This window comes from Streptomyces sp. NBC_00631, assembly GCF_045206895.1.
GTDB lineage: Bacteria > Actinomycetota > Actinomycetes > Streptomycetales > Streptomycetaceae > Streptomyces.
This window is the reverse complement of the sequence record NZ_CP107734.1, coordinates 3846958-3863489: the sequence shown is the minus strand read 5'-3', so window position 1 is coordinate 3863489 and position 16532 is coordinate 3846958. Positions and strand designations below refer to the sequence as shown.

14 protein-coding genes are annotated in these 16532 nt (G+C 71.2%); 11 read left to right on the top strand and 3 right to left on the bottom strand.

From position 1 onward, the window contains the following. Window positions 1–57: 57 nt before the first annotated feature. Both OHB00_RS17670 and holA read left to right on the top strand, forming a co-directional pair. Window positions 58–303, top strand: a complete 246-nt coding sequence (locus OHB00_RS17670; RefSeq protein ID WP_406435864.1) for a hypothetical protein — start codon at window positions 58–60, stop codon at window positions 301–303. Between the two features lie 72 nt (window positions 304–375). Beyond that, complete coding sequence (gene holA, locus OHB00_RS17665; RefSeq protein ID WP_406435863.1) at window positions 376–1368, top strand: DNA polymerase III subunit delta; 993 nt, start codon at window positions 376–378, stop codon at window positions 1366–1368. A 288-nt stretch (window positions 1369–1656) separates the two neighbouring features. Here holA and rpsT read toward each other — a convergent pair whose 3' ends face one another. After that, the gene (rpsT, locus tag OHB00_RS17660) at window positions 1657–1923 is read right to left on the bottom strand and encodes a 30S ribosomal protein S20 (RefSeq protein WP_089106790.1); all 267 of its coding nucleotides are present in this window, start codon (window positions 1921–1923) and stop codon (window positions 1657–1659) included. Window positions 1924–2144: 221 nt separating this feature from the next. On the opposite strand from rpsT, the gene lepA reads away from it, so the two are divergent. From lepA to hemW, 4 genes are all read left to right on the top strand, one after another. Next, the gene (gene lepA, locus OHB00_RS17655) at window positions 2145–4019 is read left to right on the top strand and encodes a translation elongation factor 4 (RefSeq protein ID WP_406435862.1); all 1875 of its coding nucleotides are present in this window, start codon (window positions 2145–2147) and stop codon (window positions 4017–4019) included. A 273-nt stretch (window positions 4020–4292) separates the two neighbouring features. Continuing rightward, window positions 4293–6167 (top strand): AMP-dependent synthetase/ligase, encoded by a 1875-nt coding sequence (locus tag OHB00_RS17650; protein ID WP_406435861.1) that lies wholly within the window; start codon window positions 4293–4295, stop codon window positions 6165–6167. Between the two features lie 523 nt (window positions 6168–6690). Then, complete coding sequence (locus tag OHB00_RS17645) at window positions 6691–8670, top strand: SpoIIE family protein phosphatase (protein WP_406435860.1); 1980 nt, start codon at window positions 6691–6693, stop codon at window positions 8668–8670. Window positions 8671–8721: 51 nt separating this feature from the next. Then, window positions 8722–9954, top strand: coding sequence for a radical SAM family heme chaperone HemW (hemW, locus tag OHB00_RS17640; protein ID WP_406435859.1), 1233 nt, complete (start codon window positions 8722–8724; stop codon window positions 9952–9954). Window positions 9955–10080: 126 nt separating this feature from the next. Here the strand turns inward: hemW and OHB00_RS17635 are convergent, their stop codons facing one another. Then, window positions 10081–10887 carry a DUF3097 domain-containing protein gene (locus OHB00_RS17635; protein ID WP_406435858.1) on the bottom strand — a complete coding sequence of 269 codons (807 nt, stop codon included), beginning with the start codon at window positions 10885–10887 and terminating at the stop codon, window positions 10081–10083. A gap of 34 nt (window positions 10888–10921) precedes the next feature. Further along, complete coding sequence (locus tag OHB00_RS17630; protein ID WP_406435857.1) at window positions 10922–11644, bottom strand: MBL fold metallo-hydrolase; 723 nt, start codon at window positions 11642–11644, stop codon at window positions 10922–10924. 180 nt (window positions 11645–11824) lie between these two features. Between OHB00_RS17630 and hrcA the strand changes: the two genes are divergently transcribed. The 5 genes from hrcA to OHB00_RS17605 all read left to right on the top strand — a co-directional run bounded on the left by hrcA (window position 11825) and on the right by OHB00_RS17605 (window position 16532). Next, window positions 11825–12841, top strand: coding sequence for a heat-inducible transcriptional repressor HrcA (gene hrcA, locus OHB00_RS17625; RefSeq protein ID WP_406435856.1), 1017 nt, complete (start codon window positions 11825–11827; stop codon window positions 12839–12841). Further along, window positions 12842–13978, top strand: coding sequence for a molecular chaperone DnaJ (gene dnaJ, locus OHB00_RS17620; protein ID WP_406435855.1), 1137 nt, complete (start codon window positions 12842–12844; stop codon window positions 13976–13978). It begins immediately after the preceding gene. A gap of 297 nt (window positions 13979–14275) precedes the next feature. Next, on the top strand, window positions 14276–15358 hold the full coding sequence (locus OHB00_RS17615) for a nitronate monooxygenase (protein ID WP_406435854.1): 1083 nt from the start codon (window positions 14276–14278) through the stop codon (window positions 15356–15358). After that, window positions 15355–16113: a 16S rRNA (uracil(1498)-N(3))-methyltransferase gene (locus tag OHB00_RS17610; protein WP_406435853.1), complete on the top strand. Its 759-nt coding sequence runs from the start codon at window positions 15355–15357 to the stop codon at window positions 16111–16113. The genes OHB00_RS17615 and OHB00_RS17610 overlap by 4 nt, the downstream gene beginning before the upstream one ends. Window positions 16114–16139: 26 nt before the next feature. Then, window positions 16140–16532 carry a VOC family protein gene (locus tag OHB00_RS17605; protein ID WP_406435852.1) on the top strand — a complete coding sequence of 131 codons (393 nt, stop codon included), beginning with the start codon at window positions 16140–16142 and terminating at the stop codon, window positions 16530–16532.

Genomic DNA, 16532 nt, shown 5'->3' with positions numbered 1-16532 from the left:
CTCCCTGCGGCTCCCCGCGGTCGGCGGTGCCCGAGAGCGGTGTCCGAGAATAGGGCCGTGAGCGATGTGAGACACGTGCTGGTGCTGCCCGACCGGGACGCGGCCGAGGAGGCCTCGGAGGCGCTCGGGGAGCGGTTCGGCGTCGTCGAGGAGCCGCGGCTGGTGCGGGACGCCCTGGCGGGGGAGGACGACGCGGAGGACGCGCAGTGGCTGGTGCTGCTGAGGGACGAGCAGGGACGGCTGGACCCGGCGGAGCTGGACGAGTTCGCGGGGGAGTGGGACGGGTGGCGGGAGGAGCCGTAGCAGCGCGCGCGGCCCGGGGAGGGGAGCGCGCGGCCGGCCCTGTTGTCAGTGGGCCGTGGGATGCTTGGCGCGATGGCCAAGAAGACTGCTGATGACGATGCGCTTGCTCCGGTGACACTGGCCGTGGGGCAGGAGGAGCTGCTGCTCGACCGTGCCGTGCAGCAGGTGGTCGCCGCTGCCCGGGCCGCCGACGCCGACACGGACGTGCGGGACCTGAGCCCCGACCAGTTGCAGCCCGGCACGCTCGCCGAGCTGACCAGCCCGTCGCTCTTCGCGGAGCGCAAGGTCGTGGTCGTGCGCAACGCGCAGGACCTGTCCGCCGACACGATCAAGGACGTGAAGGCGTACCTCGGGGCGCCCGCCGAGGAGATCACCCTCGTGCTGCTGCACGCGGGCGGCGTCAAGGGCAAGGGCCTGCTGGACGCGGCGCGCAAGACGGGGGCGCGGGAGATCGCCTGCCCGAAGATGACCAAACCGGCGGACCGGCTCGCGTTCGTGAAAAGCGAGTTCCGGGTGCTCGGGCGGTCCGCCACACCCGAGGCCTGTCAGGCGCTCGTCGACGCCATCGGCAGCGATCTGCGCGAGCTGGCGTCGGCCGTGACCCAGCTCGCCGCGGACGTCGAGGGCACCATCGACGAGGCCGTCGTCGGGCGGTACTACACCGGGCGGGCCGAGGCGTCGAGCTTCACGGTGGCCGACCGGGCCGTGGAGGGGCGTACCGCGGAGGCGCTGGAGGCGCTGCGCTGGTCGCTGGCGACCGGGGTCGCCCCGGTGCTGATCACGAGCGCGCTCGCGCAGGGCGTACGCGCGATCGGGAAGCTGGCGGGGGCGCGGGGCGGGCGGCCCGCCGATCTCGCGCGGGAGCTCGGGATGCCGCCGTGGAAGATCGACCGGGTGCGGCAGCAGATGCGGGGGTGGACGCCGGACGGGGTCGCGGTGGCGCTGCGGGCGGTCGCCGAGGCGGACGCGGGTGTGAAGGGCGGCGGGGACGATCCCGAGTACGCCCTGGAGAAGGCCGTGGTGACGATCGCGCGGGCGGCGCGGTCACGGGGGCGAGGTCAATAGGCGGAGGGCTGCGCCACGGGGGCGAGGTCAATAAGCGTGAGGGCTGCGCCCATACGCCGGGGGCGGGGTCAACAGGCGGAGAGCGGGCGCAACGGGCGGGGAAGGTGTGCCCGGGCATGCCGAAGGCCCCGGCGTCCGCCCTGGGGAAGGGCGAGCTGCCGGGGCCTTCGGTTCAGGCTGTCGATCGACGCCCGCGTGGCGAACGCAGGCCGCGCGTCGATCCTCGGGTGCCGGTCGGGGGCGGATGAGAGAGGGCCCGCCCGGGTCCTTCCGGCGTCAAATCAAATGTCAGCCCTTGAGGGAAGCGACCTTGGAAGCAAGCGCCGACTTCTTGTTGGCGGCCTGGTTCTTGTGGATGACGCCCTTCGAGACGGCCTTGTCGAGCGCACGCGCGGCAGCGCGCTGCAGCTCGGTGGCCTTCTCGACGTCACCCGCGGCAGCAGCCTCACGAGCCTTGCGGACCGCGGTCTTCAGGGAGGACTTGACGGCCTTGTTGCGCAGCCGAGCCTTCTCGTTGGTCTTGATCCGCTTGATCTGGGACTTGATGTTCGCCACGAATGAGCCTTTTCAGGTTCTGGTGCGGGGCCGTGAAGGTCCCGTACCGATGATTTCTTGAAGTGGTGCCTCGCGCTGAGAGGGCATGAGGCACAGCCGCCCACGTTACCAGCGAGCCGGACAATGGCCCAAACCGGTCCCCGGTCCCCCGCCATGGGACCATGGAGACTACGTATCGATCCGACCCGAGGCATAAGGCGCCTCAAGAGACAGGACCCTGCGTGCCCGCGACCCCTAACAATGTGCCCGAGCCGAGCCGTACCGCCCCGGCTCTGATCCGCAATTTCTGCATCATCGCGCACATCGACCACGGCAAGTCCACGCTCGCCGACCGGATGCTCCAGCTGACCGGTGTGGTCGAGCAGCGGCAGATGCGTGCTCAGTACCTCGACCGGATGGACATCGAGCGCGAGCGCGGCATCACGATCAAGTCCCAGGCGGTGCGTCTGCCCTGGGCCCCCACCGAGGGCCCGGACCAGGGCAGCACGCACATCCTCAACATGATCGACACCCCGGGGCACGTCGACTTCACCTACGAGGTCTCGCGGTCGCTGGCGGCCTGCGAGGGGACCATCCTCCTCGTCGACGCCGCCCAGGGCATCGAGGCGCAGACCCTCGCCAACCTCTACCTGGCGATGGAGAACGACCTCACGATCATCCCCGTGCTCAACAAGATCGACCTGCCGGCCGCGCAGCCGGAGAAGTTCGCCGAGGAACTGGCGAACCTGGTCGGCTGCGACCCGTACGACGTGCTGCGGGTCTCCGCCAAGACCGGCGTCGGCGTCGACGCACTGCTCAACAAGGTCGTCAAGGAGATCCCGGCGCCGGTCGGTGTCGCCGACGCGCCCGCCCGCGCCATGATCTTCGACTCGGTCTACGACTCCTACCGCGGTGTCGTGACCTATGTCCGTGTCATCGACGGTCAGCTCAACAAGCGTGAGCGGATCAAGATGATGTCGACCGGCGCCACCCACGAACTGCTGGAGATCGGCACCAACTCGCCGGAGATGCTGTCCGCCGACGGACTCGGCGTCGGCGAGGTGGGTTATCTGATCACGGGTGTGAAGGACGTCCGGCAGTCCAAGGTCGGTGACACGGTCACCAGCCAGAGCAAGGGCGCCACCGAGGCCCTGGGCGGCTACAAGGACCCGAAGCCGATGGTCTTCTCCGGCCTGTATCCGCTGGACGGCTCCGACTACCCCGAGCTGCGCGAGGCCCTCGACAAGCTTCAGCTCAACGACGCCGCGCTCGTCTACGAGCCGGAGACCTCCGCCGCGCTCGGCTTCGGCTTCCGGGTCGGCTTCCTCGGCCTGCTGCACCTGGACGTGATCCGGGAGCGGCTGGAGCGCGAGTTCGGGCTCGACCTCATCGCCACCGCGCCGAACGTCGTCTACCGCGTGGTCATGGAGGACCGGACCGAGTACACGGTCACCAACCCGAGCGAGTTCCCCGAGGGGAAGATCAACGAGGTGTACGAGCCCGTCGTACGGGCCACGATCCTCGCGCCGACCGAGTTCATCGGCTCGATCATGGAACTGTGCCAGACCCGGCGCGGCACCCTGCTCGGCATGGACTACCTGTCCGAGGACCGGGTCGAGATCCGGTACACGCTCCCCCTCGCGGAGATCGTCTTCGACTTCTTCGACCAGCTGAAGTCGAAGACCCGCGGCTACGCCTCGCTGGACTACGAGCCCACCGGTGAGCAGACCTCCAGCCTGGTCAAGGTCGACATCCTGCTGCACGGCGACAAGGTCGACGCGTTCTCGGCGATCACGCACAAGGACGCGGCCTACGCGTACGGCGTGCGGCTCGTCGCCAAGCTGCGCGAGCTCATTCCGCGGCAGGCCTTCGAGGTGCCCATCCAGGCCGCCATCGGCTCCCGGGTGATCGCCCGCGAGACCATCCGCGCCATCCGCAAGGACGTCCTCGCCAAGTGCTACGGCGGTGACATCTCCCGTAAGCGCAAGCTGCTGGAGAAGCAGAAGGAAGGCAAGAAGCGGATGAAGATGGTGGGTTCCGTGGAGGTTCCGCAGGAGGCCTTCATCGCGGTGCTCTCCAGTGATGACAGCGCGGGATCGGCCAAGAGCAAGAAGTAACCGCGGGTAACGATCGGTCGCGGCCGTAAATCGGGTACAACAGGGGTTCGCCGTGCGAAAGTGTGGCGGACCCCTACGCGTGCGTAGCGTCGCTCTGCGTGGACCATGCGGCGAAACAGACAGGCCGATGCCCCTTACGTACAGGCCGGTCGCGGCTTACTCTGATCCCTGCTCGCTAGTTACTCGCGAGTTAAACAACCAGCGCGAACCCCACCGTGAGTAAACCCCAGCCGCACTGAGCCAGCCGCACCGTCGCGGGCCCCGGAGGATGTCGTGACCGACACACAGACACTGATCGAGAACCGACCGCCGTCCGTGGCGGCCCTCTTCCTGGATCGCGTGGCGGCCACACCGGACGCCGAGGCATACCGTTACCCGGTGCCCGCGGCCTCCGGTCAGGGTCCGGACGACTGGAAGTCGCTCAGCTGGGCGCAGTCCGCCGAGCGGGTCTACGCGATCGCGGCCGGCCTCATCGAACTCGGCATCCAGCCCGAACAGCGGGTCGCCCTCGCCGCCTCCACGCGCGTCGAGTGGATCCTCGCCGACCTCGGCATCCTGTGCGCGGGCGCGGCCACCACGACCGTCTACCCGCAGACCAACGCCGAGGAGTCGGCGTTCATCCTCTCCGACTCCGAGAGCCGGGTGCTGATCGCGGAGGACGCGGCCCAGCTCGCCAAGGCCGTGGAGAAGCGCGCCGAGCTGCCCGAGCTCATCCAGGTGGTCGTCATCGACCCCGCCGGCGTGGAGACGAGCGACTGGGTCGTCACCCTCGCCGAGCTGGAGCAGCGCGGCGCCAAGTACCTGGAGAAGCACCCCGAGCTGATCAAGGAGCGGGTCGGCGCGATCACCAAGGACCAGCTCGCCACCCTCATCTACACCTCCGGCACCACCGGCCGCCCCAAGGGCGTACGGCTGCCGCAGGACAACTGGTCGTACATGGCGAAGGCGATCGCCGCGACCGGGCTGATCAGCAGCGAGGACGTGCAGTACCTGTGGCTGCCGCTCGCCCATGTCTTCGGCAAGGTGCTCACCTCCGGACAGATCGAGGTCGGTCACGTCACCGCCGTCGACGGCCGCGTCGACAAGATCATCGAGAATCTGCCGGTCGTGCAGCCGACGTACATGGCCGCCGTGCCGCGCATCTTCGAGAAGGTCTACAACGGCGTAGCCGCGAAGGCCCGCGCGGGCGGCGCCGCCAAGTACAAGATCTTCCAGTGGGCGGCCGACGTCGCCCGCGAGTACGCCAAGGTCACGCAGGACAACTTCCGGCGCACCGGCGCCGCGACCGCGCCCTTCGGGCTCGCCGCCAAGCACAAGGTCGCCGACGGCCTCGTCTACTCCAAGCTGCGCGAGGCGTTCGGCGGACGGCTGCGGGCCTGTGTCTCCGGGTCGGCCGCGCTGGCGCCCGAGATCGGCTACTTCTTCGCCGGTGCCGGCGTGCACATCCTGGAGGGTTACGGCCTCACCGAGTCCTCCGCCGCGTCCTTCGTGAACCCCGGCGAGGCCTACCGCACCGGTACGGTCGGCAAGCCGCTGCCCGGCTGCGAGGTGCGGATCGCCGACGACGGGGAGATCCTGCTCCGCGGCCCCGGCATCATGCAGGGCTACCACGGGCTGCCCGAGAAGACGGCGGAGGTCCTGGAGGCCGACGGCTGGTTCCACACCGGTGACATCGGCGAGCTGTCTCCCGACGGCTATCTGCGGATCACCGACCGCAAGAAGGACCTCATCAAAACGTCCGGCGGCAAGTACATCGCGCCCGCCGAGGTCGAGGGACAGTTCAAGGCGGTCTGTCCCTACGTCTCCAACATCCTCGTGCACGGCGCCGACCGGAACTTCTGCACCGCGCTGATCGCCCTCGACGAGCCCGCGATCCTGGAATGGGCCAAGGAGAACGGCCTGGACGGCAAGTCCTACGCCGAGGTGGTGGCCGCGCCGGCGACCGTCGAGATGGTCGACGGGTACGTCAAGCAGCTCAACGAGGGGCTGCAGCGGTGGCAGACCATCAAGAAGTTCCGGCTGCTGCCCCGGGATCTCGATGTGGAACACGGGGAGATCACGCCGAGTCTGAAGCTGAAGAGGCCGGTTGTGGAGCGGGAGTACAAGCACCTCATCGACGAGATGTACGCGGGGACGCGCGAAGCGTAGGTGGTTGCGGGGGACTGTCGGCGGCTGCGGGTTCTTTGCGGCTTGTCGCGCAGTTCCCCGCGCCCTTTCAGCGGGACTGCTCAGCTCTGCTCAGCAGCCGCCGTAGTTTCCTGACTTCTTTTCTCGGCGTTGCCACGTCGAGAAGTTCTTCGGACAACCGGTCCTCCGTGAGATCGCCGCGCCGTTGACGCGGGACCTCCAGGCGCCCTGCGAGGGGCTCGCCGACAGCCGCTCGTCCAGGTGGCCGTGGCGCACCGGCGTCGTTTCCGTCGCCCCCGTCGATCCCCGTCTCCGGGACGTCGGGGAAGCCGCCGTCGCCGGTGGTGGTCATCGCGGCGAGCGGAGGGCGCCGTTCGGATGCTCGCAGTCGTTGCGGTTTCTGTCCGTCTTCGAGCACACCCGTAGCACTGTTCTCACTCATGGCGGCCGACTTCGGTAACTCCGTGCTTATGGGCGCGGCCAGTCTGTCACTCTGTCCGCATCGATCGGGATGTATTCGTCCGAACTGCTCGGGGAGCTGGACATGGGGGTCATACCCACGCAACGGGAGACCGTCTCCCGGGTCCGTGAGGCGCCTGCGGACGACGCGGCACCGGTGTACGACACCGCGGGCCCGCGTGCGCAGGGGCGCGCATCCCTGCCCGGAAGCCCCCTCGCGCCCGCTTCCGCCCGTGCCCTGGTGCGTGCCTGCCTGGACGAGTGGACCGCCTGCGGACTCCTCTGCCCGGAACAGCAGCGGGTCGCCGAGGACGCCATGGTCGTCGTCAGCGAGCTCGTCACCAACGCCGTCGTGCACGCGGGGACGGACGTCGAGGTGGACTGGTGGCTGGAGGAGCGGGAGGAGACGGCGTTCGTCGTCGAGGTCACCGACCACCATCCCTCGCGCGCGCCGCGCGACCACCCGGGCGAGACGCCGTACGAGATACCGGAGTTCGGGCGGGGGCTGCGTCTGGTCGCCTCGCTCGCGGAGTCCTGGGGGGTGACGTACCGCACCGGCGCGAAGTCGGTGTGGGCGCGGTTGACCGGCCACGGCGGCACGCTCCCCGACGAGCAGCAGCTGAAGGTCGCCGAGATCCTCGCGCCCGAGCCGCCCCCCTCCCCGTCCCCGTACGTGGCCCCGTCCCCGCACGCGGCCTCGGCCGCAGCGGAGGGCGGAGGATGCTCGCATCGCCCCGAGCGCGACCGGGACTGGCTCAACCGGGGTGCGCTGTCCTTCCTCGCCGAGGCCTCCGAACTGCTCGCCGGGCAGCTCGACGAGAACCTGGTGGCCGCGCTCACCGGCCAGCTGATCGTGCCGCGGCTGGCCGACTGGTGCGCGGTGTGGCTGGAGGACGAGGCGACCGGGCGCGGCGGCGGCTGGGGCGACCAAGCCGGTGCGGGCGGCCCGCGGCTGGCCCGGGTCTGGCACGGCAGCGAGAACCGCATCGAGGAACTGCGCCGTGCGCTGGAGAAGGACCCGCCGGGCGCGCAGGGCGGGTTACGGTCCGGGCCCGAGCCGTATCCCTGGCCCGGCGCGGCGCTCGGCCCGCAGGGCGCCGTCGGCTCGGCGCTCGCCTACCGGCTGATCGCGGGCGGCCGCCCGCTCGGCACGCTCGTCATCGGACGGTCCGGTCCGGACGGCATCCCCGACGAGATCACCGGCCTCATGGAGGACTTCGGCCGCCGGGTCGCCCTCGCCGTCGGCGCGGCCCGCCAGTACGCCCGCCAGGCCACCATCAGCGCCGTCCTCCAGCGCGGGCTGCTGCCCGGCGCGGTCGCGGAGATCCCGGGCGTGCGCAGCGCGCTCGTCTACGAACCCTGCGACAAGGGCGGCCCCAGCGGCGACTTCTACGACCTCTTCCCGGCCGGTGACGACCGCTGGTGCTTCGCCGTGGGCGACGTCCAGGGCAAGGGCCCCGAGGCCGCCGTCGTCATCGGCCTCGCCCGGCCCTGGCTGCGGCTCCTCGCCCGCGAGGGGTACCGGGTCGCCGACGTCCTGGACCGGCTCAACCAGCTCCTCCTCGACGACGCCACCGAGGTCGCCGACGCCGCCGCCCGCGCCCTGGTCGCCGCCGGCGGCCGGCCCATGCCGCCCGGCGACGGCCCGCAGACCCGTTTCCTCTCCCTCCTCTACGGCGAACTCACGCCCCTCGACGGCGGCGGCGTCCGCTGTACCCTTGCCTCCGCCGGGCACCCGCTGCCGCTGCTCCTCGGCCCCGACGGCGAGGTCCGCACCGCGGCCTGCCCGCAGACTTTGCTCGGGGTCGTGGAGGACGAGACGTACACCAGCGAGACCGTCGAGCTCGCGCCCGGCGCCAGCCTGCTGTGCGTGACCGACGGGGTCACCGAGCGGCGCTCCGGCTCCGCCCAGTTCGACGACGGCGACGGGCTCGCGCGGGCGCTGGCCGGCTGCTCGGGGCTGAGCGCCGACCTGATCGCCGAACGCATCAGACGGCTCGTCCACGAGTTCGGCGGCGGACAGCCGGAGGACGACCTGGCGCTGCTCGTCCTCCAGGCGGAGTGACCGAGGCCGTACCGGAAATCCCTACGGGGCGAGTACGGGACAATGGAGGACATGCCTTCCGCACTCCCCGACGGCGAGCCGGTCCCCGACGACGGCGCGCTCCCCGCGTCCGCGCTCGCCGGTGCCGCCGCCCGCCCCCTCGGGTTCTACCTGCACGTCCCCTACTGCGCGACCCGCTGCGGCTACTGCGACTTCAACACGTACACGGCGACCGAGCTGCGCGGCAGCGGCGGTGTCCTCGCCTCCCGCGACAACTACGCGGACACGTTGGCGGACGAGGTCAGGCTGGCCAAGAAGGTCCTCGGCGACGACCCGCGCGAGGTCCGTACGGTGTTCGTGGGCGGCGGTACGCCGACGCTGCTGGCCGCCGCCGATCTCGTACGGATGCTGCACGCGATCCGTGACGAGTTCGGGCTCGCCGCCGACGCGGAGGTCACCACGGAGGCGAACCCCGAGTCCGTCGACCCGGCCTACCTGGCGGCCCTGCGGGAGGGCGGCTTCAACCGGATCTCCTTCGGCATGCAGAGCGCACGGCAGCACGTGCTGCGGGTCCTCGACCGCACCCACACCCCCGGGCGCCCCGAGGCGTGCGTCGCGGAGGCCCGCGCGGCCGGCTTCGAGCACGTCAACCTGGACCTGATCTACGGCACCCCCGGCGAGTCCGACGACGACTGGCGGGCCTCCCTGGAGGCGGCGATCGGAGCCGGGCCCGACCATGTGTCGGCGTACGCGCTGATCGTCGAGGAGGGCACGCAGCTCGCCCGCCGGATCCGCCGCGGCGAGGTCCCGATGACCGACGACGACGTCCACGCCGACCGCTACCTGATCGCCGACTCGGTGCTGTCGGAGGCGGGCTTCGACTGGTACGAGGTGTCCAACTGGGCCACCTCGCAGGCCGGCCGCTGCCTGCACAACGAGCTGTACTGGCGGGGCGCCGACTGGTGGGGCGCGGGGCCGGGGGCGCATTCGCACATGGGCGGGGTGCGCTGGTGGAACGTCAAGCATCCGGGGGCGTACGCGGCGGCGCTGGCGTCCGGGAGATCGCCGGGGGCCGGGCGGGAGGTCCTGTCGGACGAGGACCGGCGCGTGGAGCGGATCCTGCTGGAGCTGCGGCTGCGGGAGGGGGTGCCGCTGGACCTGCTGAAGGAGGAGGGGCTGAAGGCCTCGCGGCGGGCGCTGGGGGAGGGGTTGCTGGCGGACGGCCCCTACGAGGAGGGGCGGGCCGTCCTGACGCTGCGGGGGCGGCTGCTGGCGGATGCGGTGGTGCGGGACCTGGTGGACTGAGGGGTCACCCCCGCGACAGCGGGGAGCATGACCTGCTCGGCGGTGCGGACGGACTGATCGACGGGCCACCTCCGCGCGGGCGGAGAGCAGTCCACCGGTCCCGGTGAATCAAGGGCTCGGCAGACGTCAGGGCACGGTCACGTGGTCGATGAGACGCTCGACACATCCCAGCAGCTCCGGCTCCAGGTCCTTGTAGGAGCCCACGCGCGCGAGGATCGCCTGCCATACCGCGCCCGTGTTGTCCGTGGGCCAGCCGAGGGCCCGGCACACGCCCGTCTTCCAGTCCTGGCCGTGCGGGACGCGGGGCCAGGAGCCGATGCCCAGAGCCGACGGCTTCACCGCCTCCCAGATGTCGATGTACGGGTGGCCGACGACCAGGGCGTGGTCGCTGGTGACCGACTGGGCGATGCGCCACTCCTTGGTACCGGGGAGCAGGTGGTCGACGAGGACGCCGAGGCGGGCGTCGGGGCCGGGGGCGAACTCGGCCACGATGGCGGGGAGGTCGTCGACGCCCTCCAGGTACTCCACCACCACGCCCTCGATGCGCAGGTCGTCGCCCCAGACCTTCTCGACCAGTTCCGCGTCGTGGCGGCCCTCCACGTAGATGCGGCCCGCGCGGGCGACACGCGCGCGTGCGCCGGGGACGGCGACCGAGCCGGAAGCGGTACGCGAAGGGCGTGAAGGTCCATTGGACGGGGGGCGTACGAGGGTGACCGCCCTGCCCTCCAGGAGGAAGCCGCGCGGCTCCAGCGGGAAGACGCGGTGCTTGCCGAAGCGGTCCTCCAGGGTGACCGTGCCCGCCTCGCAGCGGATCACCGCGCCGCAGAAGCCGGTACCGGGCTCCTCCACCACCAGACCGGGCTCGGCGGCCACCTCGGGCACCGGCTTCGGCTTCTTCCACGGCGGGGTCAGGTCGGCGGAGTACTGGCGCATTCGGATGACGATAGGAGAAGCCGAACCGGTGCGCCTACGACACGCCGAAACGGGCCGCCAGGGCGTCGCGCTGGGCCCGCACGAACGCCGCGTCGACCACCGCTCCGTGACCGGGTACGTACAGGGCGTTCTCGCCGCCGAGCGAGAGCAGGCGGTCCAGGGCCGCGGGCCATCGCGACGGTACGGCGTCGGGGCCGGCCTGCGGATCGCCGGACTCCTCCACCAGGTCGCCGCAGAACACCACCTCCGGGTCGCCGGGGACCAGGACGGCGAGGTCGTGGGGGGTGTGGCCGGGGCCCACGTTGGCCAGCAGGGCCTGGCGGCCGTCGCCCAGGTCGAGCGTCCACTCGCCGGAGACCAGGTGGCGCGGGCGGGGGAGGGCGTCGGCCGCCTCCTCGGCCTCCGGGGAGGGAAGGCCGTTGCGGACCGCGTCCAGGCGGAGCTCCTCGCGGTCGTAGGCGAAGACGGCCTCCGTGCCCACCGCCGCGTACAGGTCCGCGCCAGCGAAGGCGGCCGCCCCGAAGACGTGGTCGAAGTGCGGGTGGGTGAGCGCGAGATGAGTCACACGGCGGTCGGCCAGTGCCTGCGCCTCCACGCGCAACCGTGCGCCCTCCGCCAGGCTCGACCCGGCGTCCACCATCAGGGCCGTGCCCGCGCCCAGCACCAGACCCGCCGTGCAGTCCCAGCCCGGCAGCCGGCACCGGCCGACCCCGTCGGCCACCCGCTCCCAGCCCAGCTCTTCCCAAGTCACCGTCATGCCGCGACGCTAGCCGTAGAACGCCATGGGTCCTGACCGACCTTGCCCAGTCAGTACCCCACGGCCGTACACTGGGCCGGGGACGCTGGCACTCGCGCTCACAGAGTGCCAGACGAAAGACACGAAGGACCCGAAGGACCCGAAAGGCCGCGGGACGACTTTCTGGAGGTGTGGCGCCGGATGCTGAGTGAACGCAGGCTTCAGGTATTGCGCGCCATCGTCCAGGACTACGTCGGCACCGAGGAACCGGTCGGGTCGAAGGCGCTGACCGAACGGCACAACCTCGGCGTCTCGCCGGCGACCGTGCGCAACGACATGGCCGCCCTGGAGGACGAGGGGTACATCGCCCAGCCGCACACCAGCGCGGGGCGGATCCCCACCGACAAGGGCTACCGGCTGTTCGTCGACAAACTGGCCGGCGTCAAACCGATGAGCGCGCCCGAGCGGCGGGCCATCCAGAACTTCCTCGACGGCGCCGTCGACCTCGACGACGTGGTGGCGCGTACCGTGCGGCTGCTGGCTCAGCTGACGCGGCAGGTGGCGGTGGTGCAGTATCCGTCGCTGACGCGGTCGACCGTGCGCCACGTGGAACTGCTCGCGCTGGCCCCGGCCCGGCTGATGCTGGTACTGATCACCGACACCGGACGGGTCGAGCAGCGGATGGTCGACTGCCCGGCGCCCTTCGGGGAAACGTCTCTGGCGGATCTGCGGGCCCGGCTGAACAGCAAGGTCGCGGGACGCCGGTTCGCGGACGTGCCCCGGCTGGTGGAGGACCTGCCGGAGGCCTTCGAGGTCGAGGACCGCGGCGCGGTCACGGCGGTGCTCTCCACCCTGCTGGAGACACTCGTCGAGGAGAACGAGGAGCGGCTGATGATCGGCGGCACCGCCAATCTCACCCGCTTCGGACATGACTTTCCCCTCACCATCCGGCCCGTCCTGGAGGCTCTGGAGGAGCACGTCGTCCTCCTCAAACTCCTGGGCGAGGCGGGGGATTCGGGCATGACCGTACGCATCGGTCACGAGAACGCCTACGAGGGACTCAACTCCACGTCCGTGGTGTCGGTCGGTTACGGTTCGGGCGGCGAGGCAGTCGCCAAACTCGGCGTGGTCGGACCGACGCGCATGGATTACCCGGGAACGATGGGAGCGGTACGAGCGGTGGCACGGTACGTCGGACAGATCCTGGCGGAGTCGTAAGTGGCCACGGACTACTACGCCGTTCTCGGCGTGCGCCGCGACGCGTCGCAGGAAGAGATCAAGAAGGCCTTCCGTCGGCTCGCGCGCGAGCTGCACCCGGACGTCAACCCGGATCCGAAGACCCAGGAGCGGTTCAAGGAGATCAACGCCGCCTACGAGGTGCTCTCCGATCCGCAGAAGAAGCAGGTCTACGACCTCGGCGGGGATCCGCTCTCGCAGAGCGGCGGCGCGGGGGCCGGGGGCTTCGGGGCCGGTGGCTTCGGGAACTTCTCGGACATCATGGACGCGTTCTTCGGTACGGCGTCCCAGCGCGGGCCGAGGTCGCGTACGCGGCGCGGCCAGGACGCGATGATCCGGATCGAGGTCGAGCTCGACGAGGCGGCCTTCGGCACGACCAAGGACATCCAGGTCGACACGGCGATCGTCTGCAACACCTGCAACGGTGAGGGCGCGGCGCCGGGCACCTCCGCCCAGACGTGTGACATGTGCCGGGGCCGTGGTGAGGTCTCGCAGGTGACGCGGTCCTTCCTCGGGCAGGTCATGACCTCCCGGCCGTGCCCGCAGTGCCAGGGGTTCGGGACCGTCGTGCCGACGCCGTGCCCCGAGTGCGCGGGTGACGGGCGGGTGCGGTCGCGGCGGACGCTGACCGTGAAGATCCCGGCCGGTGTCGACAACGGCACCCGGATCCAGCTCGCCGGTGAGGGCGAGGTCGGGCCCGGCGGGGGTCCCGCGGGTGACCTGTACGTCGAGATCCACGAGCTGCCGCACTCCACGTTCCAGCGGCGCGGGGACGATCTGCACTGCACGGTGACGATTCCGATGACGGCGGCGTCGCTCGGTACGAAGGTGCCGCTGGAGACGCTGGACGGGCTGGAGGAGATCGACATCCGGCCCGGCACCCAGTCTGGGCAGTCGATTCCGCTGCACGGGCGTGGGGTCACGCATCTGCGGGGTGGCGGTCGGGGTGACCTGATCGTGCATGTCGAGGTGACGACGCCGACGAAGCTGGATCCTGAGCAGGAGCGGTTGCTGCGGGAGCTGGCGAAGCTGCGTGGGGAGGAACGGCCGCAGGGGCAGTTCCAGCCGGGTCAGCAAGGGTTGTTCAGCCGACTGAAGGACGCGTTCAACGGGCGTTGACATGGTGCCGTGAAGGGGCTCCGCCCCTTCGACCCCGCCAGGGGGCTCCGCCCCCTGGACCCCCGAAACCCTCGCCCACCCACCACCCGACTCGGTCGATCAAGAAGCAAGGCCGCCCCGCGGCTCGGTCGATCAAGAAGTGAGGCCGCCCCGCGGCTCGGTCGATCGAGGGTCGGGGCCGTCCCCGCGGCTCGGTCGATCAAGAGGTTGGGTGCCTCTGGGTGGGGGAGATTTCTGGCATGTGCCAAAGGGGCGGCCCGATTCGGTCTTGTTCGGAGGACGTGACAACATGCCGTCATGTCCTCCGCACTGACCGATCTCTTCCCCATTCCGATCGTGCAGGCCCCCATGGCCGGCGGGGTCTCCCTCCCGCAGCTCGCCGCCGCCGTGTCCGAGGCGGGCGGGCTGGGGTTCCTCGCCGCCGGGTACAAGACCGCCGACGGGATGTACCAGGAGATCAAGCAGTTGCGAGGGCTGACCGGGCGTCCCTTCGGTGTGAACCTCTTCGTGCCGCAGCCGGAGTATGCCGAGTCCGGGGCCGTGGAGGTCTACGCGCACCAGCTGGCCGGTGAGGCCGCCTGGTACGAGACCGAGCTCGGTGATCCGGACAGCGGCCGCGACGACGGGTACGAGGCCAAGCTGGCCGTGCTGCTGGACAATCCGGTGGCCGTGGCCTCGTTCCACTTCGGTGTGCCGACGCGGGATGTGCTGGACTCCCTGCGGCGTGCCGGAACGGTCACGATGGTCACCGCCACCACCGTCGAGGAGGCCCTCGCCGTGGAGCGGGCCGGCGCCGACGCGGTGATCGCACAGGGCGTGGAGGCCGGCGGACACCAGGGCACCCACCGGGACGTACCGGAGAACGACGGGTCCGGGATCGGCCTGCTGTCGCTGGTCGCCCAGGTGCGGGAGGCCGTGCGGATCCCGGTCGTCGCCGCCGGCGGGCTCATGCGCGGCAGCCAGATCGCGGCCGTGCTGGCGGCGGGGGCGAGCGCCGCACAGCTGGGGACGGCCTTCCTGGCCGGCCCGGAGTCCGGCGCCGCCGACCTGCACAAGCAGGCGCTGACCGACCCGCTGTTCACGCGGACCGCGCTGACCCGGGCGTTCTCCGGGCGGCCCGCACGCGGCCTGGTCAACCGGTTCATGCGCGAGCACGGCCCCTACGCGCCCGCCGCCTACCCGGAGGTCCACCACCTCACCTCCCCGCTGCGCAAGGCCGCCGCGAAGGCCGGGGACGCGCAGGGCATGGCCCTGTGGGCCGGGCAGGGGCACCGGCTGGCCCGCGAGCTGCCCGCCGGGCAGCTGGTGGAGGTCCTCGCCGAGGAACTCGCCGCCGCGTCGACAGCGTTGTCGACCAAGGGGGAGGGGGGCCGGGGATGACCGCGCCGGTGTTCGTGCTCGATCCGCTGGTGGTGCCCGGCTTCCCCGGCGGCGAGATCGTCCTGGACGGCCCCGAGGGGCGGCACGCCGTCTCCGTGAAGCGGCTGCAGCCCGGCGAGCCCGTCATCCTCACCGACGGGCGGGGGCGCTGGACCGAGGGGGTCGTACGGGCCGCCGAGGGCAAGGACCGGCTGGTGGTGACGGATGTGGCGACCGTCCACGAGGAACCTGTGCCGCGGCCCCGGATCACCGTGGTGCAGGCACTTCCCAAGGGGGACCGGGGGGAGGTCGCCGTGGAGACCATGACCGAGGTCGGCGTCGACGCGGTCGTGCCCTGGCAGGCCGCCCGCTGCATCAGCCAGTGGAGGGGCGAGCGCGGGCTCAAGTCGCTGGCCAAGTGGCGCGCCACCGCCCGCGAGGCGGGCAAGCAGTCCCGCCGGGTGTGGTTCCCTGAGGTGGGGGACGCGGTGAGCACCAGACAGGTTGCGGCGCTTCTCGCCAGAGCCGACCTCGCCGCCGTGCTGCACTCCGACTTCGAGCACGGCAGCGAGCCGCTCGCCGGCGCCCGGCTGCCCGCCGAGGGCGAGATCGTGCTGGTCGTCGGGCCCGAGGGAGGCATCGCCCGGGACGAGGTGGCGCTGTTCGAGGAGGCGGGTGCGAAGGCGTACACGCTGGGGCCTACCGTGATGCGGACATCGACCGCCGGGACGGCGGCCGCGGCCCTGCTGCTGGGCCGCACCGGCCGGTGGTCCTGAACCACACCAGCCCTGGGGGACACGCCGTGGAACTCGCCCAAGTCCGGCTCCTGGTAACCGACTTCGCCGCCTGCTACCGCTTCTATGCCGAGGTGCTCGGGCTGAAGCCGCAGTCGGGGGCGAGCGAGGGGCCGTACGAGAAGTTCAGCCCGCACGCCGGGTCGGCGGGGATCGCCCTGCAGGACCGGGCGATGATGGCCGCGGTACTGGGCGAACTGGGAGACGCGGCGACCGGGCACCGTTCGCTGGTGGTGCTGCGCGTCGACGACCTCGACGCCTACTGCGAGCAGATCGTGGGGCGGGGGGCGGTCCTCGTGCACGGGCCGGCGGCGATGGCGGAACGCATGCGGGTCGCCCACCTCAAGGACCCCGAGGGGAACCTGGTGGAACTGCAGGAGTGGCTGCTGCTGCGCACCTGA